Below are 24,990 nucleotides of genomic sequence, written 5' to 3' on the forward strand. Positions count from 1 at the left end.
GGCACCGGGAGCGCCGAGGGGAGCCGTGCCATGCCACTGCTGGAGCCGAACCCGCAGTCCCTGCGCCCCGGCACGGATCGTCGGCCCGCCCCCGACCGGGTCCCCGACCTCCAGTCCCGGGGCACCCCGCGCCGTATGCGGGAGGAGCTGGAGGCGCTCCTCGGCCCCGAGAAGGTCCTCTCGAAGATCTCCGACCTCGTGCGCTATGCCTCGGACGCCAGCCCCTACCGCTTCGTGCCGCAGGTCGTGGTGGTCGCGGAGGACGTCGACGACATCTCCGCCATCCTCTCCTACGCCCACGGCAAGGGCCGCGAGGTGGTCTTCCGGGCGGCCGGGACCAGTCTGAACGGGCAGGCGCAGGGGGAGGACATCCTCGTCGACGTGCGCAGGCACTGGGTGGGGGTCGAGGTCCTCGACGACGGCGCCCGCGCCCGGATCCGCCCCGGCACCACCGTCGTCCGGGCCAACGCGGCCCTCACCCGCCACGGCCGGATCCTCGGCCCCGATCCCGCGAGCGCCATCGCCTGCACGATCGGCGGGGTCGTCGCCAACAACGCCTCGGGCATGACCGCGGGGACGACGAGGAACTCGTACCGCACGGTCTCCTCCCTCACCGTCGTGCTGCCGAGCGGCACCGTCGTCGACACGGGCGATCCGGCCGCCGACGAGGAGCTCGCCCGCGCCGAGCCCCGCCTCTGCGCGGGGCTGAGGGAGCTCAAGGCCGAGATCGAGGCGGACGCGGAGCTGGTGGCCCGCATCCGCGCCAAGTACGCCATCAAGAACACCAACGGCTACCGCCTGGACGCCTTCCTGGACGGCGCGACGCCCGTGGAGATCCTGCGCGGGCTCATGGTCGGCTCGGAGGGCACGTTCGGCTTCATCTCCGAGGTCGTCTTCGACACGCTCCCCCTGGACCGCGAGGTCTCCACCGCGCTGCTGTTCTTCCCCTCGCTGACCGCCGCGGCCGCCGCCGTGCCGCGCTTCAACGACGCCGGGGCGATCGCGGTCGAGCTGATGGACGGCAACACGCTGCGCGCCTCGGTCAGCGTCGCCGGGGTCCCCGCCGACTGGGCGGAGCTGCCGAAGGAGACGGCGGCGCTGCTGGTGGAGTTCCGCGCCCCGGACACCGCCGCGCAGGAGGCGTACGAACGGGCGGCGGCCGAGGTCCTGGCGGAGCTCGAGCTCGTCGCGCCGGTGGCCTCGGTGGAGAACGCGTTCACCCGTGACCGCGGGAGGATCGCGGGGTACTGGAAGGCCCGCAAGGCGTTCGTGACGGCGGTCGGCGGCTCGCGCCCCTCGGGTACGACGCTGATCACCGAGGACTTCGCCGTGCCGCCCGCCCGGCTCGCCGAGGCCTGCGGGGACCTCCTGGACCTGCAGTCCCGGCACGGCTTCGACGCGGCCGTGGCCGGTCACGCGGCCCACGGCAACCTGCACTTCCTGCTGGCCTTCGACGCCGGCGACCCGGGGGACGTGGAGCGGTACGCCGCGTTCATGGACGAGTTCTGCAAGCTGACGGTGGAGCGGTTCGACGGCTCGCTCAAGGCGGAGCACGCCACGGGCCGCAACATCGCCCCGTTCCTGGAGCTGGAGTGGGGGCCGAAGGCGACGGAGCTGATGTGGCGGACCAAGGAGGTCATCGACCCCGGCGGGGTGCTCGCTCCGCGGATCGTCCTGGACCGCGATCCGCAGGCCCATCTCCGGGGTCTGAAGACGATCCCGAAGGTCGAGGCGATCGCCGATCCGTGCATCGAGTGCGGCTTCTGCGAACCGACGTGTCCCAGCCACGATCTGACGACCACTCCGCGCCAGCGCATCGTGCTGCGCCGCGAGGTGATGCGCCAGGCCGACGGTTCGGCGGTGGAGGCGAACCTGCTGGAGGCGTACGGCTACGACGCCGTGGACACCTGCGCGGGCGACTCCACCTGCAAGCTTGCCTGTCCGGTGGGGATCGACACCGGGGCACTGATGAAGGAGTTCCGTCACCAGCGGCACACGGCGCGCGAGGAGCGGATCGCGGCGCTCGCGGCCAGGAACTTCCGGGCCGTGGAGGCCTCGGCCCGGCTCGCGGTCGCGGCGGCCGACCGGATGGGCGACCGGTTCCTGGGGACGGTGACGGGCCTCGCGCGCAAGGCGGTGCGGCCCGATCTCGTACCGGAGTGGTTGCCGGAGATCCCGGGCGCGGCCGCCCGCCGGCTGCCCCGCACGCACCGCCCGGCGGCGGTCGCCGTGTACTACCCGGCCTGCGTGAACCGGATCTTCGGCGGCCCCGAAGGGCTGCGGGGTCCTTCGCTGCCGGAGGCGGTGGTGGCGCTCTCCGGCAGGGCGGGCCGGCCGGTGTGGATCCCGGACGACGTGGCCGGTACGTGCTGCGCGACGATCTGGCACTCCAAGGGGTACGAGCGGGGCAACGAGGTGATGGCCAACCGGATCGTGGAGGCCGCCTGGGGGTGGACGGCAGGCGGGAAGCTGCCGCTGGTGGTGGACGCCTCGTCCTGCACGCTCGGGATCGCGCACGAGGTGGTGCCGTATCTCAGTGACGACAACCGGGAGTTGCACGCGGAGCTGACGGTCGTGGACTCGGTGGTGTGGGCGGCCGAGGAGCTGCTGCCCCGCCTCGAGGTGCGCCGTACGGTGGGCTCGGCGGTGGTGCATCCGACGTGCTCGATGCGGCATCTGGGGGACGAGGAGCAGCTGACGGCGCTGGCCCGGGCGTGCGCCGACGAGGTCGTCGTACCGGCCGACGCGGGCTGCTGCGCCTTCGCGGGCGACCGGGGCATGCTGCATCCGGAGCTGACGGCCTCGGCCACCGCGCGCGAGGCCGCCGAGGTGACATCACGTCAGTTCGACGTCCACCTCTCGGCGAACCGGATGTGCGAGATCGGCATGGACCGCGCGACGGGCCGGAGCTATCGGTCCGCCCTCCTGGCGCTGGAGCGCGCGACGCGTCCTTGACGGGCGAAGGGGTGGCTCACCCTCCCGCCTGGCGGAACACGACAAGGGTCCCTTGCCCCATGTGGGTGAGGGACCCTTGTCGTCCGCCTGGTCCGGCGATGCGGAATGAAAGAGTCCAACCACCCGTCGCAAGAGTCCAATCCGCGCCCTTGCGCACCACCAGTCTCGACGGCCAGGGTCCTGAGCGGGATTCATGAGCCAGCCGTGCACACAGCTACTGGAGGTTCCATGAACGACAACGCACCGCAGCCGCCGAGCCGTCGCTCCGTTCTGCGGACCACGGCCGGGGTCGCGGGAGCGGGCATCGGCCTCGGTGCCCTGGGCACCGGAAGCGCCGAGGCCGCCTCGCCCGGGGCCGCCGCGGCCGCCGCCGAGCAGGTCGCCGCGCAGACCACCGGGGAGGCCTCGGGGACGCCCCGGCGCAGAGGCGCGACCATGGCGAACGTCCCCTTCACGAAGCGCTCCACGGTCCGGGTCGGGATCATCGGCCTCGGCAACCGGGGCGGCAGCATGCTCGACCTCTTCCTCGCCCTGCCCTGGGTGCGGGTGGTCGCCGTCTGCGACCCGGTCCGCGACAAGACGGAGCGCGCCGCCGCCAAGGTCGTCGCCGCGGGACAGCCCGCGCCCGCCGTGTACACCAACGGCGAGGACGACTACGAGAACCTCTGCAAGCGCACCGACCTGGACTTCGTCTACGTGGTGACGCCCTGGGAGCTCCACTTCGAGATGGCGAAGACGGCCATGCTGAACGGCAAGCACGTCGGCGTGGAGTGTCCGGTCGCGATGACGCTCGCGGACCTGTGGGAGCTGGTCGACCTCTCCGAGCAGACCCGTCGCCACTGCATGCAGCTGGAGAACTGCTGCTACGGCCGCAACGAGATGCGCGTCCTGCGGATGGCGCACGCGGGCAGGTTCGGCGATCTGCTGCACGGCGCGGGGGCGTACAACCACGACCTGCGCGACCTGATGTTCTCGCCCACGTACTACGAGGGCCCGTGGCGCCGGATCTGGCACACCAAGCTCCGAGGAGACCTCTACCCGAACCACGGCTTCGGCCCGGTCGCGAACTACATGGATGTCAACCGGGGCGACCGGGTGGTCAGCATCAGCAGCTTCGGCACTCCGGCTCTCGGGCTCGCCGAGTACCGCGCGGAGCACATGCCGCCGGGCGACCCGAGCTGGAAGGAGTCGTACATCGGGAGCGACCGCGCGATCAGTCTGGTCCAGACGGCGAAGGGCCGGGTGATCCGCCTGGAGCACGACGTCTCGACGCCGCACCCGTACAGCCGGATCAACAGCCTGGGCGGCACACGGGGCGTGTTCGAGGACTTCCCGGCCCGGATCTATCTGGAGCCGGACCACAAGGGACACCAGTGGGGCGACTTCGGGGCGTACGCCACGGAGTTCGACCACTGGCTCTGGAAGGAACACGCCAATCCGCCGGGCGGGCACGGCGGGATGGACTACATCATGATCTACCGGCTGATGCAGTGCATGCAGCTCGGTCTGGTCCCCGACTTCGACGTCTACGACGCGGCGACCTGGACGGCCCCTGTCCCCCTCAGCAACGACTCGATCAAGGCCAAGGGCGCGCCGCAGGCGATCCCGGACTTCACGCGCGGCGAGTGGAAGAAGGCCCGGTCGGGGGTGGACTCGGTCAAGCCCGCGTAGGGCGCGGCGCACGGGGCCCGGCTCGCACCGGCCGGGCCCCGCGCGTCGGTCAGGCCGCACCCGCGACGAGCGCGGGTGCGGCCTCTGCCGCGGGGAGGCGACAGGTCAGGAGGCGCGGTTGTCAGGACGCGCCGTGATCAGCCGTGTGCGGGGTCAAGCCGTGTGCAGGGTCAGCCCGTAGCGGCCGAGGATCTCGTTGACCGGCTGGAACCAGGTGTTGCCACCGGTGGAGCAGTCGCCCCAGCCGCCGGAGGTCACGCCCTGGGCCTGGTCGCCGGTGATGAAGGAGCCGCCCGAGTCACCGCCCTCGGCGCAGACGTTCGTGCGGGTCATCTGGTGCACCGCGCCCTGGCTGTAGTTGATGGTCTCGTTCCTGCCGAGCACCGTTCCGCAGTGCCATTTGGTCGTGGACCCGGAGCGGCAGACGGACGAACCGACCGGGGCCTCCCACGAGCCGCGCACCAGCCGGTCGGAGGTCTGTCCCCAGCCGATCACCACGGGCACGGTCCACCAGCCGTAGCCGGTGCTCACCCACGCCATGTCGTCCCCGGGGAACGAGGAGCCCTGGAACCAGCCCATGTCGGAGCCGTCCCAGCCGCGCACGAAGGTGCCGGGCGTGCCGCAGTGCCCGGCCGTGACGAAGCCGCCGTGCACCGAGAAGCCGATGGAGCAGCGGTACTGGTGGGTGTAGTACGGGTCTCCGCCGACGGTCCCCGCGGCGAAGGTGGTCGGCGTCGCGTCCACGGTCTCGACCCGTACGGGTCCTGCGGCGCGGGCGCGGTCGAGGAAGGCCCTGACGTCGGCGCCGCCGATCCGGTCGGCGGCGACCTGGACGACGACCTCGTTGGCCCGCACGTCGACGTGCCAACTACCTACGGCAGCGGGGGCCTTGAGGCGGTCGATGCGCTGCTTGACCGCGTCGAGCCGGGCGGCGGAGTGGCGGACGACCCGGGCGTCGGCCCCGGTCTTCCGTACGCTCTCGGCCTTCTGGCGGCTCGTCACGGCGACGGTGAGCCTGCCGGTGTCCGCGTCGAACCAGGTTCCGGCGAAGTCGGCTCCCGCCACCCGTTCGGCCGAGGGCTGGAGGGCGAAGGCCGCCTTCTCCTGGGCGAGGCGCGTGCGGGCCTGCTGCTCCGTCAGACCCAGGTCACGCTGCATGGCGGCGACGAGGCCGGGTGACGCCTCGGGGTCGGGGGTCGCGGCGGCGGCGGTCGAGGGGGCGAGCGCGGCGCCGCCCCAGGTGGCGACGAGGAGGAGGGCGGAGAGGACGGTGCGTACACCGGTTCCTCCGGTACGGCTGGTGCGGCTGATTCCGCTGGTGCGTCTGGTTCCACTGGTGCGTCTCACGGTCGTGAACCCTTCTGCTGTTCCTGTGTGTGGGGAGGGAACATCGGGGGTGCGTGTGGTGCCGAGAACGCTCCGAGCGCGCGATGAGAGCGCTCTCAGGAAGGGAGGGTAGGGGCTCGGTCGACTGCTGCACAGGGGTGCGTGCGAAATGACGGCGCGGGCGTCGGGCGGCGGGTGGAGGTCTGGTGGACCTTGGCCTGTTCTGTGCCCCGATGCGGAAAATCGATTGCCGTGGGTGGTCCTCCGGCGCGAACCTTGCACGGTTTCAGCCATCCCCCCACCAGCGGAAGACCCCGGGACGCCATGCAGATTCGCGAACTACCGTACGCCGACCCAGGGGTCCCCGATGTCCGCTCGGGCCCCCGGTTCCTCCTCTGGCTCGGCCGCAATCAACTGGGCGGCCAGGTGAAGGCACTTCTGTGGGGTCTGCTCCTGCAGCTCTCCATCGTCGGGCTCTCCCTCGCTGTCGGCCTGGCCGTGCAGGCCGTCGTGGACCGCGACGGCGGACGGCTCGCGCTCGTGGGCGGGCTGCTCGCCCTGCTCGGCGCGGGCATCGCGGTCGGCGACATGATGCTGCACCGCACCGCCGTCACGAACTGGATCACCGCCGCCGCACGCGTCCAGCAGCTCCTCTCGCGCAAGACCGCCGAACTCGGCTCGGTCCTCACCCGTCGGGTCGCCGCCGGTGAGGTCGTCGCCGTCTCCACGGGCGACGTCGAGAAGATCGGCTGGTTCGTCGAGGCACTGTCCCGGTTCGCCGCCGCCGCGCTGACCGTGGTCCTGGTCTGCGTGGGCCTCGTCGTCTACCAGCCCGCCCTCGGGGTGGTGGTCGCGGTGGGCGTGCCGGTGCTCATGCTGGCCGTCCTGCCGCTCCTCCCCCGCGCCACGCGCCGGGCCGACATCCAGCGCGAGAAGGCGGGCCGGGCCACCGAACTGGCCTCGGACACCGTGGCAGGACTGCGGGTACTGCGGGGCATCGGCGGCGAGGAGCTGTTCCTCGGCCGCTACCGCGCCGCCTCCCAGGAGGTCCGGCGCGCGGCCGTCCGCAGCGCCAGGATGTGGGCCCTCATCGCGGCCGTGCAGGTCCTGCTCCCGGGTCTGCTCCTGGTGGGCGTGCTCGCCTACGGGGCGCGGCTCGCGCTCGACGGGCGGATCGCGGTCGGCGAACTGGTCACCGTCTACGGCGCGGTGGCGCTGATGCTCCATCCGCTGCGCCACTTCGAGGAGATCGCCATGGCGTACTCCTTCTCCCGGCCCTCCGCCAAGCGCGCGGCCCGGGTGCTCGCGCTCGCGCGGACGACCACGACCACGACGGACGGGCACGGCAAGGCGACCGGCGACCTGTACGACCCGGTCACCGGACTGCTCGCGCCCGCCGGCCTCTTCACGGCCGTCGTCTGCGGCGACCCGGACACGGCGGGCCGGCTCGCCGACCGACTCGGCGGCCACCCCACGGAACCGGGCGAGGGACACACCTCGGTCCTGCTCGGCGGGGTGCCGCTGGACGAACTGGACCTGGACACCGCCCGTACCGCCGTACTGGTCCAGGACAAGGACCCGGTCCTGCTCTCGGGCACGCTCCACGAGCTGCTCGACGTGCCCTCCTCGGGCGCGGTCAGCGCCGAGGAGGCACTGACGGCGGCGCAGTGCGGGGACGTGCTCGACGCGCTGGCGCAGGCGTCGGTGGACACCGACGGCGACCCGATGAGGACGCGGATCACCGAGCGCGGCCGGTCCCTCTCCGGCGGCCAGCGCCAGCGCCTCGCGCTCGCCCGCTCCCTGGTGACGGACCCGGAGGTGCTGGTGCTCGACGAGCCGACCTCTGCGGTCGACTCGCACACCGAGGCGCGTGTCGCCGCCGGGGTGCGGGAGCTGCGCGAGGGCCGTACGACGGTGGTCCTGGCCTCCTCGCCGCTGCTGCTCGACCGGGCGGACCGGGTGGCCCTGGTCCACGGCGACGAGGTGGTCGCCGTCGGCACGCACCGCGACCTGCTGCGTACCGAACCGCGCTACCGGGCCGTCGTCACCCGCGAGACCGAGGACGAACAGGCCCTGGAGAAACCGGTGTTGGACGAGAAGCTCGAAGCCGAGAAGCTCGAAACCGCGAAGCTCGAAGCCGAGCTGGAAGGAGAGTCGGCATGATCGGCCTTGCGCCACCGGAGTACGACCCGGCGGCCCCCACGTCGGCGACGACGCTGCCCGTGGGCACGACGGCGACCGTGCGCGGCTACGTGCGCGAGCTGCTGCGCCGCCACCGCACGGCGTTCGTCCTGCTCGTCGGCGTCAACATGGTCGCCGTGATCGCCTCGATGGTGGGTCCGTACCTCCTGGGCACGCTCGTCGAGCGGCTCTCCGCGGGCGCCCGCGAGCTGCATCTGACGCGCACGGTCGCCCTGTTCGTGGCCCCCCTCCTCGTCCAGACCTTCTTCGTGCGGCTCGTGCGGCTGCGCGGCGCGATGCTGGGCGAGGAGATGCTCGCCGACCTGCGCGAGGACTTCCTCGTCCGGTCGGTCGGGCTGCCGCCCGGCGTCCTGGAGCGGGCCGGGACGGGCGACCTGCTGTCCCGGATCACCACGGACATCGACCGTCTCGCCAACGCCATGCGGGAGGCCGTCCCGCAGCTGGCGATCGGGGTGGTCTGGGTCGGTCTGCTGATCGGCGGTCTCCTGGTCACCGCGCCCCCGCTCGCCCTCGCGATCGTGATCGCGGCCCCGCTGCTCGTCGTCGGCTGCCGCTGGTACTTCAGGCGGGCGCCGGCGGCGTACCGCTCGGAGGCCGCCGGATACGCGGCGGTCGCCTCGGTGCTCGCCGAGACGGTCGACGCGGGCCGCACGGTCGAGGCGCACCGCCTGGGCGCACGGCGCGTCGACCTGTCGAACCGGCGGATCCGGGAGTGGACGGCATGGGAGCGGTACACCCTCTTCCTGCGTGCGGTGCTCTTCCCGGTCGTCAACCTCACCCACACCCTCGTCCTGTCGGGCGTCCTGCTGCTCGGCGGGGTGTTCGTGCTCCAGGGGTGGATCGACGTCGGGCAGCTGACCACGGGCGCGCTGCTCGCCCAGATGCTGGTCGACCCGGTCGGGATCATCCTGCGCTGGTACGACGAGCTGCAGGTGGCCCAGGTGTCGCTGGCGCGGCTCGTGGGCGTGCGCGACATCGAGCCGGACGCGGGCGACGGGGCGGTACGCCCCGAGGGCCGGGACGTCCGGGCCGACGAGGTGCGTTTCGGCTACCGCGAGGGCGTCGACGTGCTGCACCAGGTGTCGATGGACGTCGCCCCGGGGACCCGGCTCGCGCTGGTCGGCCCGTCCGGCGCGGGCAAGTCGACGCTCGGCCGGCTGCTCGCGGGCATCTACGCCCCACGCACCGGCTCGGTGACGCTCGGGTCGGCCGAGCTGGCGCGGATGCCGGCCGAGCGGATCCGCGAGCACGTGGCCCTGGTCAACCAGGAGCACCACGTCTTCGTCGGTTCGCTCCGCGACAACCTGCTGCTCGCGCGGACGGGCGCGGCGGACGCCGAGCTGTGGGCGGCGCTCGGCGCGGTCGACGCGGACGGCTGGGCGCGCGCCCTCGACGAGGGCCTGGGCACCGAGGTCGGCTCGGGCGGGCTCGCGCTCACCCCGGCGCAGGCCCAGCAGATCGCCCTCGCGCGGCTGGTCCTCGCCGACCCGCACACGCTGGTCCTGGACGAGGCGACCTCGCTCCTCGACCCGCGGGCGGCCCGCCATCTGGAGCGCTCGCTGGCCCGGGTCCTGGACGGCCGTACGGTCGTCGCGATCGCCCACCGGCTGCACACCGCGCACGACGCGGACGTGATCGCGGTGGTCGAGGAGGGCCGGATCAGCGAGCTGGGCAGCCACGACGAGCTGGTGGCGGCGGACGGCGCGTACGCGGCGCTGTGGAGGTCGTGGCACGGGTGACCCGCACGTGGGCCCGTCCCTGACACGCACGTGGGCCCGCCCCGGGAAGGGGCGGGCCCTCGTGTCACCAGTGCGAGAGGCTCTACAGGTACCCCAGCGCCGAAGCGCCGCCCACGCCGCCGAGCAGCATGAACGCCGGCATCAGGACCTTCAGCTCGACCCAGCTGCCCGCGCGGAACCGCATCCCCTTCGGCGGGCCGACCGGGTACCAGCGCTTCCGCCCCACGGGGATCGGCCACAGGATCGGGCAGCCGGAGACGGTCAGGGCGTCGCCGATGTCGTGCACGAGGGCGCCGAGGACGATCGGAAGCCCCAGCCAGAGGTACTCCTGCCCGGGGGCGGTGAAGAGCCAGTCCGCGCCGTTGCCCGGCTGGTCCAGGACGCCCGCGAGGATCCAGGCGCTGGTGGCGCCGAGCAGCCAGACGAGGACGTCGCTCGACATCCGGGCGGCCCGCCACAGCAGGCCTTCCACGGCGAGGACGAGGTGGACGAAGAGGATCCCGAGGACCGCCCAGCGGCCGCCGGTGATGGCGAGGACGGAGGCTCCGGCGCCGATGAGGACCGCCCAGAGCCAGGTGTGGGTGAGGGTCCTGTGCCCGCCCGAGCGGCGTGGGTCGGCGGTGGAGCGGGTCGCCTTGTAGACGGCGTACGAGAGCTTGTCGACGATCTCGCACAGCCCCTTGGACACCGGTCCGAAGGCGCGCGAGATGGTCGCGGACTTGTGGTCGAGGTCGGGGGCGAGCGCCGCGCCCGCGCAGATGAGCGCTCCGACGACGACAACCGGCCACGGCATCGGGTGGCCGGCGGCGGCAGCCGCCGCTCCGACGCCGAGCCAGGCCGCCGCTCCGGACAGCGAGTGCGCCGGTCCCATCATGCTTGTCCCCGCCCCATTCCTCCGGTGCCGGCGCTCAGTTGACGACCGGTCGACGCGCCAGCGTATCGTCCGTGATCTTCGCGCCGGTGGCCGGTTCCCTCATCCGGGCGGAATCCAGGCAAGATGGGGGCGTGACCCTTATCGATCAGCTGCCGCCGAACGCCGACCCCGACGCCCTCTTCGAGGCTTTCTCCTCATGGGCGGAGGGCCGGGGCATCACGCTCTACCCGGCCCAGGAGGAGGCGCTGATCGAGGTGGTCTCCGGGGCGAACGTGATCTTGTCGACCCCCACCGGCTCGGGAAAGTCGCTGGTCGCGGCGGGTGCGCACTTCACGGCCCTCGCCAATGACCAGGTGACCTTCTACACCGCGCCGATCAAGGCGCTGGTGTCGGAGAAGTTCTTCGACCTCTGCAAGCTCTTCGGCACCGAGAACGTGGGCATGCTGACCGGCGACGCGTCCGTGAACGCCGACGCGCCGATCATCTGCTGCACGGCGGAGGTGCTGGCCTCGATCGCGCTGCGCGACGGCAAGTACGCCGACGTCGGCCAGGTCGTGATGGACGAGTTCCACTTCTACGCGGAGCAGGACCGCGGCTGGGCGTGGCAGATCCCGATCCTGGAACTCCCGCAGGCACAGTTCGTGCTGATGTCGGCGACGCTCGGCGATGTGTCGATGTTCGAGAAGGACCTGACCCGGCGCACGGGCAAGCCGACCTCGGTGGTCCGCTCCGCGACGCGGCCGGTGCCGCTCTCGTACGAGTACCGGCTCACGCCCATCACGGACACGCTGACCGAGCTCCTGGAGACCAAGCAGGCTCCGGTCTACATCGTGCACTTCACGCAGGCGCAGGCCGTCGAGCGGGCGCAGTCGCTGATGAGCATCAACATGTGCACGCGGGAGGAGAAGGACCAGATCGCCGAGCTGATCGGCAACTTCCGCTTCACCACCAAGTTCGGCCAGAACCTCTCGCGTTACGTCCGCCACGGTATCGGGGTCCACCACGCGGGCATGCTGCCGAAGTACCGGCGTCTGGTGGAGAAGCTGGCGCAGGCGGGCCTGTTGAAGGTGATCTGCGGGACGGACACGCTCGGCGTCGGCGTCAACGTGCCCATCCGTACGGTGCTGTTCACCGCGCTGACGAAGTACGACGGCAACCGGGTGCGGACGCTGCGCGCGCGGGAGTTCCACCAGATCGCGGGCCGGGCCGGCCGGGCGGGCTTCGACACGGCCGGTTTCGTGGTCGCGCAGGCGCCCGAGCACGTCATCGAGAACGAGAAGGCGCTCGCCAAGGCGGGCGACGACCCGAAGAAGCGCCGCAAGGTGGTGCGCAAGAAGGCTCCGGAGGGCTTCGTCGCATGGAGCGACACCACCTTCGAGAAGCTGATCGCCGCCGACCCGGAGCCGCTGACCTCGCGTTTCAAGGTCACCAACATCATGCTGCTCTCGGTGATCGCCCGGCCCGGCAACGCCTTCGAGGCGATGCGCAAGCTCCTGGAGGACAACCACGAGCCGCGCAAGGCGCAGCTGCGGCACATCCGCCGGGCCATCGCGATCTACCGCTCGCTGCTCGACGGCGGTGTGGTGGAGCAGCTGGACACCCCGGACGCCGAGGGCCGCACGATCCGCCTGACGGTCGACCTCCAGCAGGACTTCGCTCTGAACCAGCCGCTGTCGACGTTCGCGCTCGCCGCGTTCGACCTGCTCGACCCCGAATCCCCCTCGTACGCCCTGGACATGGTCTCCGTCGTCGAGTCGACGCTGGACGATCCGCGCCAGATCCTGGCCGCGATGCAGAACAAGGCGCGCGGTGAGGCCGTCGGCCGGATGAAGGCGGACGGCGTCGAGTACGAGGAGCGGATGGAGCGGCTCCAGGAGATCTCGTACCCGAAGCCGCTGGAGGAGCTGCTCTGGCACGCGTACAACGTGTACCGGAAGTCCCACCCGTGGGTGGGCGACCACCCGGTCTCGCCGAAGTCCGTCATCCGTGACATGTACGAACGGGCCCTGACCTTCACGGAGTTCACGTCCTGGTACGAGCTGGCGCGGACCGAGGGCATCGTGCTGCGCTATCTGGCGAGCGCGTACAAGGCGCTGGACCACACGATCCCGGACGACCTGAAGACCGATGACCTCCAGGACCTGATCGAGTGGCTGGGCGAGATGGTGCGCCAGGTGGACTCCTCGCTGCTCGACGAGTGGGAGCAGTTGGCGAACCCGGAGATCCAGACGGCCGAGGAGGCGCAGGAGAAGGCCGACCAGGTCAAGCCGGTCACCGCGAACGCGCGCGCCTTCCGGGTCCTGGTGCGCAACGCGATGTTCCGCCGGGTGGAGCTGGCGGCCCTGGACAACGTGGACGCGCTGGGCGAGCTCGACGCCGAGTCGGGCTGGGACGCCGACGCGTGGGGCGAGGCGATGGACGCGTACTGGGACGAGTACGAGGACCTGGGGACGGGCCCGGACGCGCGCGGTCCGAAGCTGCTGAACATCGAGGAGGACGCGGCCCACGGGCTGTGGCGCGTCCGGCAGACCTTCGCCGACCCGAACGGCGACCATGACTGGGGCATCAGCGCGGAGGTGGATCTCGCGGCCTCCGACGAGGAGGGCCGGGCGGTCGTCCGCGTGACGTCCGTCGGCCAGCTGTAGAAGGAGCACCGAGGTGACCAATCCCGCCGAGAGACTCGTCGACCTGCTCGATCTGGAGCGGATCGAGGACAACATCTTCCGCGGCCAGAGCCCGCAGGAGTCGCTGCAGCGGGTCTTCGGCGGCCAGGTCGCCGGCCAGGCCCTGGTGGCTGCCGGGCGCACCACCGAGGGCGACCGGCCGGTGCACTCGCTGCACTCGTACTTCCTGCGGCCTGGCCGTCCGGGCGTGCCGATCGTTTACCAGGTGGAGCGGGTGCGGGACGGGCGTTCCTTCACCACCCGCCGGGTCACGGCGATCCAGCAGGGCCGGACGATCTTCAATCTGACGGCCTCCTTCCACCTGCCGGAGGAGGCCGGGTTCGAGCACCAGCTGCCGCCCCGGCACATGACGGACCCGGAGACCCTGCCGAAGCTCGCCGACGAGATCCGCGACCACCTGGGCGCGCTGCCGGAGGCGCTGGAGCGGATGGCCAGGCGCCAGCCGTTCGACATCCGCTACGTGGACCGGCTGCGCTGGACGAAGGACGAGGTCACGGGCGCGGACCCGCGCAGCGCGGTGTGGATGCGGGCGGTGGGACCGCTCGGCGACGACCCGCTGGTCCACACCTGCGCGCTGACGTACGCCTCCGACATGACGCTCCTGGACGCGGTCCGCATCCCGGTCGAGCCGCTGTGGGGCCCGCGCGGCTTCGACATGGCGTCCCTGGACCACGCGATGTGGTTCCATCGCCCGTTCCGCGCGGACGAGTGGTTCCTCTACGACCAGGAGTCCCCGATCGCGACGGGCGGCCGTGGCCTGGCCCGCGGCCGCATCTACGACCGCGAGGGCCGGCTGCTCGTCTCGGTGGTCCAGGAGGGACTGTTCCGGAAGCTCTGACCAGGGGTCGTAGGGTGAAGGGCATCCCCGTCTCGAAGAGGAGCCGACCATGAGCCTGTACGACATTCCGCTGCGCACCCTGTCCGGTGACCCGACCTCGCTCGCCGACTACCGCGACCAGGCCGTCCTGGTCGTCAACGTGGCCTCCAAGTGCGGTCTGACGCCGCAGTACGCGGGCCTCGAGCGGCTGCAGAAGCAGTTCGGGGACCGCGGCTTCACGGTCCTCGGAGTGCCGTGCAACCAGTTCCTGGGCCAGGAGCCGGGCAGCGCGGAGGAGATCCAGACCTTCTGCTCCACGTCGTACGGCGTGACGTTCCCCCTGCTCGAGAAGACGGATGTGAACGGCGATGCCCGGCACCCGCTCTACGCGGAGCTGACCCGGGTCGCGGACGCGGAGGGCGAGTCCGGTGACGTGCAGTGGAACTTCGAGAAGTTCCTGATCGGCCGCGACGGGCAGGTCACCCGTTTCCGTCCGCGCACCGAGCCGGAGGCGCCGGAGGTCGTGGCGGCCATCGAGGCGCTGCTGTCCGCCTGAGCAGGCGCTTCGGCCGGGCGGTCCACACGGTGTCGATCATGTAATGTGTGCGGCTCCAGCAAGGACGACCGAGGAGGTGGGACCCATCAACGCCACGCAGGCAGGGTGCTCCCCCTCGACGATCGTGTGGTCCGCCCGACAGAGGTGACCACGGGAGTGCCCCTCGGCTTCCCGGAAGGTTCCATGTCGATCGACCCCTCTTTCTCCCTTCGTTCCACCACCGTCTCCCGACTGCGCGCCGCGGGCTGCGTGTTCGCCGAGGACGAGGCGGAGCTTCTCTTCTCCACCGCCGACGACGTCGACGAGCTCGACGCGATGATCGAGCGCCGGGCCGTCGGCCTGCCCATAGAGCACGTCGTGGGCTGGGCCGCCTTCGCCGGGCTGCGGGTCGCCGTCGACGCGGGGGTCTTCGTGCCCCGGCGGCGTACGGAGTTCCTCGTCGAGCAGGCCGTGGGCCTGGCCGGGCCCGGGGCGCTCTGCGTCGACCTGTGCTGCGGCTCCGGTGCGGCGGGGGCGGTGCTGCTCTCGGCCGTGGCGGGCGCCGAGGTGTACGCCTCGGACATCGAGCCCGCCGCCGTGCGCTGCGCGCGGCGCAACATCGAGCCGCGCGGCGGCCGGGTCTTCGAGGGCGACCTCTTCGCCCCGCTCCCGGACGGGCTGCGCGGCCGGGTGCGGGTGCTTGTCGCCAATGTGCCGTACGTACCGACCGAGGACATCGGGCTGCTGCCGCCCGAGGCACGTGAACACGAGCCGCTGGTCGCGCTCGACGGCGGCTCGGACGGGCTCGACGTCCTGCGCAGGGTGGCGGCCGAGGCCGCCGACTGGCTGGCGCCGGGCGGGCACCTGCTGGTCGAGACGTCCGAGCAGCAGGCCGCCCGCGCCGTCGGGACGGTCGCCGGGCACGGCCTGGCGCCCCGGGTGATCACCTCGGAGGAGCTGTACGCGACGGTGGTCGTCGCGACCAGGCGATGACGTGCCCGTTGCCGTGGTCTACGTACGGGGGCGGAGTCGGCAGCGTGCCGGGCCCGCCGCGCGGAGCGTGACCGCAGAGACGACCGGTACCTCGGTGTCGACCGCCTCCAGGTCGTAGGCCTGGAGGATCATCGCCAGCGCGACGACGGACTCCAGCATCGAGAAGTGCTGGCCGATGCAGGCGCGCGGGCCGCCTCCGAACGGGAACCAGGCGTAGCGGGGGCGGGCCGCCTCGGCCTCGGGCGTGAAGCGGTCGGGGTCGAAGCGCTCCGGGTCCTCCCAGTACGCGGGGTGCCGGTGGGTGACCCACGGGGCGACGATCACATCGGCGCCTGCCGGGATGGTGTGCCCGTCGATCTCGGTGGCGGCCACCGCGCGCCGGCCGATGACCGGTCCGGCGGGGAAGAGCCGCATGGCCTCCTTGAGGACCTGGGTGAGGAAGGGCAGGGCGTCGAGGTCGGCGGCGCCGGGGGTACGGCCGGCCAGGACCCGGTCGACCTCCTCGTGGGCCCGCTTGCGCTGGTCGGGGTGGCCGGCCAGGAGGTGGAGGGCGAAGCCGAGGGAGGTGGCGGTCGTCTCGTGTCCCGCGAGCAGGAACACGAGGACCTGCTCGCGCAGTTCGTCGGCGTCGAAGCTGCCGTCCTCGGCGCTCTCCGCCTCGGCGAGGAGGGTCAGCAGGTCCTGCGCCTCGTCGTCCCCGGCGCCCGACTTGGTGGCCTCGCGCCGCTCGGCGACGATCCGGTCGCAGACGGCGTACAGCTCCTCGTGCGCGGCGGCGGCGCGGCGGTTGCCGGGGGTGGGCCAGTCGCGGGGGATGTTGAGGGGTGAGAAGCCGCGGCGCAGGACGTACTCCCCCATGACGGGGAAGGCGCGCTCGACGATCTCGACGGCGGCCTCGACGTCCGTGCCGAAGAGGATGCGGGCGACGGCGCGGAGCGCGAGCCGGGCCATCTCGTCGAGGACGTCGACGGTGGAGTCCGGCGCGGTGCGCCACTCCTCGGTGACGGTCGCGGCCTCGGTGGCGATCGCCTCGGCGTAGCTGTCGACGCGGCGGCGGGTGAAGAGCGGCTGGACGAGCCGGCGCTGGCGCAGGTAGTCCTCGTCCTGGCTGGTCAGCAGGCCGTTGCCGAAGGACTCGCGGAGCTCCTGGTAGAAGGCGTTGTCCTTGCGGAAGTTGGCGGCCTGGGTGGCGAGGACCTGCTGGGCGCCCTCCGCGGAGAAGATTCCGTAGACGACCGCACGCACTCCCGGCGGTCCCGCGGTGATCCGGACGACGTCTCCGTGGGCGCGCTGGGCGTCCAGGAAGGTGCCGAGCGAGTCGTTCTTGAGGTCGAGCATCGAGCCGAGCAGCGGAAGCCCCGCCGGTCCCGGGATGGCGGTGCTGGTCGTAGCCATAGGTACGTTCCCCCTTGATCGTCACCGGCGGCGATTGTCCCGCAGCCGGTGCCGCACACCGAAAGCCATGCCCGAACCACAGGCCGGATCCGGCCAGTCGGGGCGACTGTCAGTGGTGTCCGGGAGACTCGCCCCATGGAACCGATCGAGATGTCCCTGCAGATCACCATCGACTGCGCGGAGCCCCAGCGGCTCGTCCGCTTCTGGGCGGAGGCCCTGCGCTACGTCCCGCAGCCGCCGCCCGAGGGGTACGCGAGCTGGCGGGCGTACTGGGCGGCGCTCGGGGTGCCCGAGGAGGAGCTGACCGAGGGCGCAGGCGACCAGCCCGAGTCGATCGTGGACCCGAAGGGGCTCGGGCCGAGGGTCTGGTTCCAACAGGTCCCGGAGGCGAAGACGGTCAAGAACCGGGTCCACCTGGACCTGAAGGTCGGCGGCGGCCGCGACGTACCGCTCCCGGCGCGGCGCGAGCGCGTGGACGGGGAGGTCGCCCGCCTCACGGCCCTGGGCGCGACGATCCTGAACACGATGGACGAGCCGCACGGCATGGACTACTACGCGGTGGTGCTGCAGGACCCGGAGGGCAACGAGTTCTGCGTGGTGTGACGCTCCCGGCGCGCCGGGGCGAGGCGCTTCACGACGTGCGGACGCCCCCGGGCGGTGCTGGAATGGCTGAGCGGCCACCTGTCGCCGAGGCGGGGGCCGCCCGCAGCCGGTCCGGTCGAGGCGGGAACCCCGAGCGCTTGGAGGAGTGGCCATGAGCGACGGCCTGTCGGAAGTCGAGGACATGGGCCCCGTCGACTACCTGATCCTGGAGTTTCCCGGCAACCGGATGACGGGTGAGGGCTTCCCCCTCCTCCTCGATCTGGTGGAGCGGCGCATCATCCGCATCCTCGATCTGCAGTTCATCCGCAAGGACAAGGACGGTTCGGTCACCGCCTTGGAGCTGACGGATCTCGGGGACGAGGTCGACGTCACCGTGTTCGAGGGCGCGTCCTCCGGACTCTTGGACCAGAGCGATGTCGACGATGCCGGTTCCGCGCTGGAACCGGGCAACTCCGCCGGGGTCATCGTGTACGAGAACCTGTGGGCCGCCCCCCTCGCACGAGCCCTGCGACGCAGCGGCGCTCAGATCGTGGCGAACGGACGGATTCCCGTCCAGGCGCTGCTGGCCTCTCTGGACGCCGCCGATGCGGCGGGCTCCGGCTGAGGGGACGGCCTGACCGCATCCGGCACCCGAGCACCCCTGGGAGATGACTGACCATGCCCGGACTTCTCCGCGGCGTCGCCCGCACCGCCGTCGTCGCCGGCACCGCCACCGCGGTGTCCAACCGAGTGTCACGGCGGCAGGCGGGCCGATGGGCCCAGCAGGACGACGGACCGCAGCAGTACCAGCAGTCCTACCAGCAGCAGCCACCGGCGCCGGCTCCGGCACCCTCCGGCGACGACATGGGTACCAAGATCGAGCAGCTCAAGCAGCTGGGGGAGCTGAAGGCACAGGGTGTGCTGACCGAGTCGGAGTTCGAGGCCCAGAAGCGCGCCCTCCTCGGAACGTGACCCCCACCTGCCCCGTGCACGACGGCCCGCGCCCCCACCAGGGGGCGCGGGCCGGTGCGTGCGGGCCGTGTGCGTGCGGTCCGGGCCGGTCGGTCCGGGCCGGTCGGTCCGGGCCGGTGCCTAGCGGATCGGCATCCCGGAGAGGGTGCGGGCGATCACCAGGCGCTGGATCTCGCTCGTGCCCTCGAAGATGGTGTAGATCGCCGCGTCGCGGTGCATCCGCTCCACGGGGTACTCGCGGGTGTAGCCGTTGCCCCCGAGGATCTGGATGGCCTGTCCGGTGACCTTCTTGGCGACCTCGCTCGCGTACAGCTTGGACATCGAGCCCTCGGCGGAGGTGAACGGCTTGCCGGTGGTCGCCATCCAGGAGGCGCGCCAGACCAGGAGCCGGGCGGCGTCGATCTGGGTGCGCATGTCGGCGAGCTGGAAGGCGACGCCCTGGTTGTCGATGATCGGGCGGCCGAACTGCTCGCGGGTCTTGGCGTAGTCGAGGGCGACCTCGTACGCGGCGCGGGCGGTGCCGACGGCCATGGCGCCGACGGCGGGGCGGGAGGCCTCGAAGGTGGCCATGGCCGCGTTCTTCACGCGCTCGCCCCCGCCCGCCTTCGCCTTCTCACGGGCCCGGGCGAGGCGCTCGTCCAGCTTCTCCTTGCCGCCGAGGAGGCAGTGCCCGGGGACACGGACGTCTTCGAGGACGACCTCGGCGGTGTGCGAGGCGCGGATGCCGTGCTTCTGGAACTTCTGGCCCTGGGAGAGGCCGGGGGTGTTCGGCGGCACGATGAACGAGGCGTGCCCCTTGGAGCCGAGCTCGGGGTCCACGGCCGCGACGACGACGTGGACGTTGGCGATGCCGCCGTTGGTCGCCCAGGTCTTGGTGCCGTTGAGGACCCACTCGTCCTTGGCCTCGTCGTAGACGGCCCGGGTGCGCATGGCGGCGACGTCGGAGCCGGCGTCGGGCTCGGAGGAGCAGAAGGCGGCGACCTTGACGTCGTCGACGTCGCCGTACATCTGCGGGATCCAGGTGCCGATCTGCTCCTCGGTGCCGTTGGCGAGGACGCCGACGGCGGCGAGTCCCGTGCCGACGATGGAGAGGGCGATGCCCGCGTCGCCCCAGAAGAGCTCCTCCATCGCCATCGGGATGCCGAGGCCGGTCGGGTCGAAGAACTGCTGGGCATAGAAATCGAGAGAGTAGATGCCGATCTTGGCGGCTTCCTGGATGATCGGCCAGGGAGTCTCCTCACGCTCGTCCCACTCGGCGGCGGCGGGGCGCATCACGTCCTCGGCGAATCCGTGCAGCCAGTCACGGACCTGCTTCTGGTCGTCGTTGAGTTCGAGCGTGAACTCGGCCATATTCCCTCCCAGCAGTGCGTTACTTGCGGTAACAGCAGTCTGTTACTCGCGGGTAGGCGCTGTCAACCTGCGACGGAGCACTCCGGGCGGCGCGGCACCGGGTGCCGCTCGGGTGTTACGTTGCGACAGCCTCAGGGAATTCGCACGGGCGGGGAGACACGCTATGGAGACCACACACCGGACCACCGAACAGCAGAAGCCGGCCGATCAGCGGCGCCGTGAACTGCTGGAGGCGGCGGACCGGGTGGTGCTCCGGGACGGCCCCAAGGCCTCGATGAACGCGATCGCGGCGGAGGCGGGCATCACCAAGCCGATCCTCTACCGGCACTTCGGCGACAAGGGCGGCCTCTACCGGGCGCTCGCGACCCGGCACACCGACGCGCTGCTCGCCGCGCTGCGGGCGGCGCTCGACGCGCCTGCCGACCGGCGCCGCCGGGTCGAGTCCACGCTCGACACCTACCTCGCCTCGATCGAGGCGCTGCCGCAGGTCTACCGATTTCTGATGCACCCGGCCGAGGAGACGCACCAGGCCGAGCAGGGCTTCGACGTGGGCCGCCACTCGGCGCCGGTGCTGCGGAGGATGGGCGAGGAGCTCGGCCAGGTCATCGCGGAGCGCATCGAGCTCGGCCCGGTCGGCGAGGCGCAGGCCCGGATCTGGGGCCACGGCATCGTCGGCATGATGCACGCGGCGGGCGACTGGTGGCTCGGCGAACGGCCGTGCTCGCGCCAGGAGTTGGTGACCGCTCTGGCCGACCTGCTGTGGGGCCGCCTGGCCCAGGCGGGCGACCGGGACGGGGCTCCGGGGTTCTGAGCCCCGGAGCGGGGGTTCTGAAACCCGGAGCGGGGGTTCTGAAACCCGGGGCCGGGGTTCTGAACCCCGGGGTCGGGGTGCTGCAACCCGGGGTTCTGAACCCCGGCGGACGGAGGACGGGTCAGCGCTCCCGTCCCCAGGGCTCCTTCCTGATCGCCCGCTTCAGGCGTGACCTGCGCCACCCCGTCACGCGGTCCGCGTACACCCCGCCCTCCAGGTGGTCGGTCTCGTGCTGGAGGCAGCGGGCGAAGAAGCCCGTGCCCTCGACGCGGGCCGGGGTGCCGTCCAGGAGCACGCCCTCGACGACCGTGCGGTCGAAGCGGGGCGTCCGCGCTTCGAGCCCCGGCAGGGACAGGCAGCCCTCGGGCCCGAGGATCACGTCCCCGTCCGCCTCCACCAGGCGCGGGTTGACCAGGTGCCCCAGGTGGCGCACGTCCTCGTCGTCCGGGCAGTCGTACACGAAGACCCGCAGGCCCACGCCCACCTGGTTGGCCGCGAGGCCGACGCCGTTCGCGGCGTACATCGTCGCGAACATGTCCTCGATCAGCCGGGCGAGCTCCGGACCGAAGTCGACGACGGGTTCACAGGGGGTGTGCAGCACCGGTTCGCCGAGCAGGGTCATCGCTCGGACGTGGCCGGAACTGCCGGGGATCGGCCGGTTTCGCATGGGCGTAAGGGTACGGTCCGCTGTGACCTCGTCGTTTCGGCACAGGTCCTGGGGGTGCCGCAATTCGGGTCGCTGGCCGGATCTCGATAGGCTGAGCCCGGACCGACGCAAGGAGGAACAAGGAAGATGTCAGGACACCCCGGTAACAACGAGCCGCTGTCGCCACGCGCCAAGCTGGCCGTGACGGCGGGCAAGGCCGCCGCCGCGGTGTCGCGGGCAGCCGGACGCGGCAGCGGATCGGTGATCGGCGGCCGGGTGGCGCTCAAGCTCGACCCCGACCTGCTGGGGCGGCTCGCGCAGCATCTGGACGTCGTCCTCGTGTCCGCGACCAACGGCAAGACGACCACGACCCGGCTGATCGCCGAGGCGCTGCGGGCCAGCGGCCCCGTCGTCTCCAACGCCCTGGGCGCCAACATGCCCGCAGGCATCACCTCCGCCCTGGCCGGCGGCTCGGACGCCAAGTACGGCGTCATCGAGGTCGACGAGAAGTACCTCGCCGGAGTCGCCCGGGACACCACGCCCAAGGCGATCGCGCTGCTCAACCTCTCCCGCGACCAGCTGGACCGCGCCGCCGAGACCCGGATGCTCGCCGAGAAGTGGCGCGAGGGCCTGAGCGGCACGAAGGCGGTCGTCATCGCCAACGCCGACGACCCGCTGATCGTCTGGGCCGCCTCCTCCTCCCCCAACGTGGTCTGGGTCGCCGCCGGCCAGGAATGGAAGGACGACGCCTGGTCGTGCCCCTCCTGCGGCGGTGTGATGCAGCGCCCGGGCGACGACTGGTTCTGCGGCGAGTGCGGATTCCGCCGCCCGGCGCCGAGTTGGGCGCTCAACGGCGACCACGTCCTCGACCCGCACGGTTCGGCCTGGCCGATCCACCTCCAGCTGCCCGGCCGCGCGAACAAGGCCAACGCCGCGACCTCGGCCGCCGTCGCCGCCGTCTTCGGCGTCCCGCCGCAGGTCGCCCTGGAGCGCATGTACCAGGTGCAGGCCGTGGCCGGCCGCTACGACGTGGTCTCCTTCCAGGGCCGTGAGCTGCGGCTGCTGCTCGCGAAGAACCCGGCCGGCTGGCTCGAAACGTTTTCCCTCATCGACCAGCCCCCGACCCCGGTGATCCTCTCCGTCAACGCGCGCGGCGCCGACGGCACGGACACCTCCTGGCTGTGGGACGTGGACTACGGGCGGCTGGCCGGCCACCCGATCATGGTCCTCGGCGACCGCAAGCTGGACCTGGCGGTCCGCCTGGAGGTCGCGGGCGTGGACTTCCGCGTCTGCGAGACGCTCGACGAGGCGGTCCGGCTCGCCCCGCCGGGACAGATCGAGCTGATCGCCAACTACACCGCCTTCCAGGACGTCCGCCGCCGCGTCGGCAACTGACCCGTAGAGGACTTGCAGCATGAGTGACAGCAGCCTGCGCCTGGTCTGGGTCTACCCGGACCTGCTCAGCACGTACGGCGACCAGGGCAACGCCCTCGTCGTCGAGCGCCGCGCCCGCCAGCGCGGTCTGGACGTCCAGCGCGTCGACGTCCGCAGCGACCAGCCGGTGCCGACCTCCGGCGACATCTACCTGATCGGCGGCGGCGAGGACCGGCCGCAGCGGCTCGCGGCCGAGCGGCTGCGCCGCGACGGCGGCCTGGAGCGTGCCGCGTCCAACGGCGCGATCATCTTCTCGGTCTGCGCCGGCTACCAGATCCTCGGCCACGAGTTCATCAACGACCTCGGCGAGCGCGAGCCCGGCCTCGGACTGATCGACGTCATCTCCACCCGTGGCGAGGGCGAGCGGTGCGTCGGCGACGTCCTCGCGGACATCGACCCGCGCCTCAACCTCCCCCAGCTCACCGGGTTCGAGAACCACCAGGGCATCACCCATCTCGGCCCGACGGCCCGCCCGTTCGCCCGCACGGTCCTGGGCCGGGGCAACGGCACCGGCGACGGCACCGAGGGCGCGTACAACGACACCGTCTTCGGTACGTACATGCACGGCCCGGTCATGGCCCGCAACCCGCAGATCGCGGACCTGCTCCTGAAGCTGGCGCTGGACGTGAACGCGCTGCCGCCGACCGACGACCGGTGGTACGAGGCGCTGCGCGCCGAGCGGATCGCGGCCGCGACGCAGCCCGCCTGACCGTCCGGCGGACTGCACGTCTGAGCGCGCTTACGCCCATTGGATTCGTAAGTAAATACGGTGTCCAATCTGCGGACATCGGGTTCGGCCCCGCCATCCGGCACCGATAGGGTGGCGGGGATCCAACCGGACGACGTGGTCCGGGAGTCGGCCCACGTTGCAAAGGTATTTGGGCTATGCGCATTGGTGTGCTCACCTCCGGGGGCGACTGCCCCGGTCTGAACGCCGTCATCCGTTCCGTCGTGCACCGCGCCGTCGTCGACCACGGGGACGAGGTCATCGGATTCCACGACGGCTGGAAGGGCCTCCTGGAATGCGACTACCGCAAGCTCGACCTTGACGCGGTCGCCGGCATCCTCGCCCGCGGCGGCACGATCCTCGGCTCCTCCCGGGTCCAGCCCGCGCACCTGGTGGACGGCGTCGAGCGCGCCCGCGGCCACGTCGCCGACCTGGGTCTCGACGCGATCATCCCGATCGGCGGCGAGGGGACGCTGAAGGCCGCGAACCTGCTCTCCCAGGCCGGCCTTCCGATCGTCGGCGTACCGAAGACCATCGACAACGACATCGCCTCGACCGATGTCACCTTCGGCTTCGACACCGCCGTCGGTGTGGCGACCGAGGCCCTCGACCGGCTGAAGACCACCGCCGAGTCCCACCAGCGCGTCCTGATCGTCGAGGTCATGGGCCGCCACACGGGCTGGATCGCCCTGCACTCCGGCATGGCCGCCGGCGCGCACGCGATCGTCGTGCCCGAGCGCCCCTTCGACATCGACGAGCTGACCGCCCGGGTCGGCGCGCGCTTCGAGGCCGGCAAGCGCTTCGCGATCGTGGTGGTCGCCGAGGGCGCGAAGCCGCGCGAGGGCTCGATGAACTTCGAGGTCGGCGCCAAGGACCAGTACGGCCACGAGCGTTTCACCGGCATCGCCAACCAGCTGTCGGCCGAGCTGGAGCGGCGGCTCGGCAAGGAAGCCCGGCCGGTGATACTCGGTCACGTCCAGCGCGGCGGCACGCCGACCGCGTACGACCGGGTCCTCGCCACCCGCTTCGGCTGGCACGCGGTGGAGGCGGCGCACCGGGGCGAGTTCGGGATGCTGACCGCGCTGCGCGGCACGGAGATCGAGATGGTCCCGCTGGCGCAGGCCGTGGAGACCCTGAAGACGGTCCCGGCCGAGCGCTACGCCGAGGCCGAGACGGTGCTCTGACACCCCGTACCGACACCACGAACCGCCCCCGGTCGCATCCGCGAACGGGGGCGGTTCTAGTCTGGTGCGGACAACAAGCGCGAATCGGGCTCC

20 protein-coding genes are annotated in these 24,990 nt (G+C 71.8%); 15 read left to right on the forward strand and 5 right to left on the reverse strand.

Annotated elements, in window-relative coordinates; translation table 11 throughout:
* Nucleotides 1-30: 30 nt before the first annotated feature.
* Entirely contained in the window at nucleotides 31-2,955 is a 2,925-nt protein-coding gene (locus tag ACGFYP_RS27770; RefSeq protein WP_393498958.1) for an FAD-binding and (Fe-S)-binding domain-containing protein, read from the forward strand.
* A 228-nt stretch (nucleotides 2,956-3,183) separates the two neighbouring features.
* Nucleotides 3,184-4,626, forward strand: a complete 1,443-nt coding sequence (locus ACGFYP_RS27775) for a Gfo/Idh/MocA family protein (protein WP_393498961.1) — start codon at nucleotides 3,184-3,186, stop codon at nucleotides 4,624-4,626.
* 153 nt (nucleotides 4,627-4,779) lie between these two features.
* On the opposite strand, the gene ACGFYP_RS27780 is transcribed toward ACGFYP_RS27775, so the two are convergent.
* A complete protein-coding gene (locus ACGFYP_RS27780; RefSeq protein ID WP_393499334.1) occupies nucleotides 4,780-5,937 on the reverse strand; it encodes a S1 family peptidase in 1,158 nt (385 codons plus the stop codon).
* A gap of 339 nt (nucleotides 5,938-6,276) precedes the next feature.
* Between ACGFYP_RS27780 and ACGFYP_RS27785 the strand changes: the two genes are divergently transcribed.
* Nucleotides 6,277-8,115: an ABC transporter transmembrane domain-containing protein gene (locus tag ACGFYP_RS27785; protein WP_393498964.1), complete on the forward strand. Its 1,839-nt coding sequence runs from the start codon at nucleotides 6,277-6,279 to the stop codon at nucleotides 8,113-8,115.
* The gene (locus ACGFYP_RS27790) at nucleotides 8,112-9,893 is read left to right on the forward strand and encodes an ABC transporter ATP-binding protein (protein WP_393498967.1); all 1,782 of its coding nucleotides are present in this window, start codon (nucleotides 8,112-8,114) and stop codon (nucleotides 9,891-9,893) included. The genes ACGFYP_RS27785 and ACGFYP_RS27790 overlap by 4 nt, the downstream gene beginning before the upstream one ends.
* Nucleotides 9,894-9,975: 82 nt before the next feature.
* On the opposite strand, the gene ACGFYP_RS27795 is transcribed toward ACGFYP_RS27790, so the two are convergent.
* Nucleotides 9,976-10,767, reverse strand: a complete 792-nt coding sequence (locus ACGFYP_RS27795) for a metal-dependent hydrolase (RefSeq protein ID WP_361957497.1) — start codon at nucleotides 10,765-10,767, stop codon at nucleotides 9,976-9,978.
* 71 nt (nucleotides 10,768-10,838) lie between these two features.
* On the opposite strand from ACGFYP_RS27795, the gene ACGFYP_RS27800 reads away from it, so the two are divergent.
* From ACGFYP_RS27800 to ACGFYP_RS27815, 4 genes are all read left to right on the forward strand, one after another.
* Entirely contained in the window at nucleotides 10,839-13,412 is a 2,574-nt protein-coding gene (locus ACGFYP_RS27800) for a DUF3516 domain-containing protein (RefSeq protein WP_361957494.1), read from the forward strand.
* Between the two features lie 13 nt (nucleotides 13,413-13,425).
* Nucleotides 13,426-14,289 (forward strand): acyl-CoA thioesterase II, encoded by an 864-nt coding sequence (locus ACGFYP_RS27805; protein ID WP_361957491.1) that lies wholly within the window; start codon nucleotides 13,426-13,428, stop codon nucleotides 14,287-14,289.
* Nucleotides 14,290-14,338: 49 nt separating this feature from the next.
* On the forward strand, nucleotides 14,339-14,824 hold the full coding sequence (locus ACGFYP_RS27810; protein WP_361957488.1) for a glutathione peroxidase: 486 nt from the start codon (nucleotides 14,339-14,341) through the stop codon (nucleotides 14,822-14,824).
* Nucleotides 14,825-15,007: 183 nt separating this feature from the next.
* On the forward strand, nucleotides 15,008-15,796 hold the full coding sequence (locus tag ACGFYP_RS27815) for a putative protein N(5)-glutamine methyltransferase (protein ID WP_393498974.1): 789 nt from the start codon (nucleotides 15,008-15,010) through the stop codon (nucleotides 15,794-15,796).
* A gap of 18 nt (nucleotides 15,797-15,814) precedes the next feature.
* On the opposite strand, the gene ACGFYP_RS27820 is transcribed toward ACGFYP_RS27815, so the two are convergent.
* A complete protein-coding gene (locus ACGFYP_RS27820) occupies nucleotides 15,815-17,191 on the reverse strand; it encodes a cytochrome P450 (RefSeq protein ID WP_393498977.1) in 1,377 nt (458 codons plus the stop codon).
* A gap of 135 nt (nucleotides 17,192-17,326) precedes the next feature.
* On the opposite strand from ACGFYP_RS27820, the gene ACGFYP_RS27825 reads away from it, so the two are divergent.
* The 3 genes from ACGFYP_RS27825 (at nucleotide 17,327) to ACGFYP_RS27835 (ending at nucleotide 18,745) form a co-directional block, all read left to right on the forward strand.
* Nucleotides 17,327-17,794, forward strand: coding sequence for a VOC family protein (locus tag ACGFYP_RS27825; RefSeq protein ID WP_393498980.1), 468 nt, complete (start codon nucleotides 17,327-17,329; stop codon nucleotides 17,792-17,794).
* A gap of 151 nt (nucleotides 17,795-17,945) precedes the next feature.
* Complete coding sequence (locus ACGFYP_RS27830) at nucleotides 17,946-18,398, forward strand: DUF6325 family protein (protein WP_393498983.1); 453 nt, start codon at nucleotides 17,946-17,948, stop codon at nucleotides 18,396-18,398.
* Nucleotides 18,399-18,451: 53 nt separating this feature from the next.
* Nucleotides 18,452-18,745: an SHOCT domain-containing protein gene (locus tag ACGFYP_RS27835; protein WP_393498986.1), complete on the forward strand. Its 294-nt coding sequence runs from the start codon at nucleotides 18,452-18,454 to the stop codon at nucleotides 18,743-18,745.
* Between the two features lie 120 nt (nucleotides 18,746-18,865).
* Here the strand turns inward: ACGFYP_RS27835 and ACGFYP_RS27840 are convergent, their stop codons facing one another.
* Complete coding sequence (locus tag ACGFYP_RS27840; RefSeq protein WP_361957470.1) at nucleotides 18,866-20,095, reverse strand: acyl-CoA dehydrogenase family protein; 1,230 nt, start codon at nucleotides 20,093-20,095, stop codon at nucleotides 18,866-18,868.
* A 163-nt stretch (nucleotides 20,096-20,258) separates the two neighbouring features.
* On the opposite strand from ACGFYP_RS27840, the gene ACGFYP_RS27845 reads away from it, so the two are divergent.
* The gene (locus ACGFYP_RS27845) at nucleotides 20,259-20,906 is read left to right on the forward strand and encodes a TetR family transcriptional regulator (RefSeq protein ID WP_393498990.1); all 648 of its coding nucleotides are present in this window, start codon (nucleotides 20,259-20,261) and stop codon (nucleotides 20,904-20,906) included.
* 121 nt (nucleotides 20,907-21,027) lie between these two features.
* On the opposite strand, the gene def is transcribed toward ACGFYP_RS27845, so the two are convergent.
* Nucleotides 21,028-21,573, reverse strand: coding sequence for a peptide deformylase (def, locus tag ACGFYP_RS27850; RefSeq protein WP_393498993.1), 546 nt, complete (start codon nucleotides 21,571-21,573; stop codon nucleotides 21,028-21,030).
* 126 nt (nucleotides 21,574-21,699) lie between these two features.
* Here def and ACGFYP_RS27855 point away from each other — a divergent pair, with 126 nt between their 5' ends.
* The 3 genes from ACGFYP_RS27855 (at nucleotide 21,700) to ACGFYP_RS27865 (ending at nucleotide 24,897) form a co-directional block, all read left to right on the forward strand.
* A complete protein-coding gene (locus ACGFYP_RS27855) occupies nucleotides 21,700-22,947 on the forward strand; it encodes a MurT ligase domain-containing protein (RefSeq protein WP_361957461.1) in 1,248 nt (415 codons plus the stop codon).
* A gap of 19 nt (nucleotides 22,948-22,966) precedes the next feature.
* A complete protein-coding gene (locus ACGFYP_RS27860) occupies nucleotides 22,967-23,695 on the forward strand; it encodes a type 1 glutamine amidotransferase (RefSeq protein ID WP_393498997.1) in 729 nt (242 codons plus the stop codon).
* A 176-nt stretch (nucleotides 23,696-23,871) separates the two neighbouring features.
* On the forward strand, nucleotides 23,872-24,897 hold the full coding sequence (locus ACGFYP_RS27865) for a 6-phosphofructokinase (protein ID WP_393499000.1): 1,026 nt from the start codon (nucleotides 23,872-23,874) through the stop codon (nucleotides 24,895-24,897).
* Nucleotides 24,898-24,990 lie beyond the last annotated feature (93 nt).

The organism is Streptomyces sp. NPDC048370, from assembly GCF_043200825.1.
Lineage (GTDB): Bacteria > Actinomycetota > Actinomycetes > Streptomycetales > Streptomycetaceae > Streptomyces.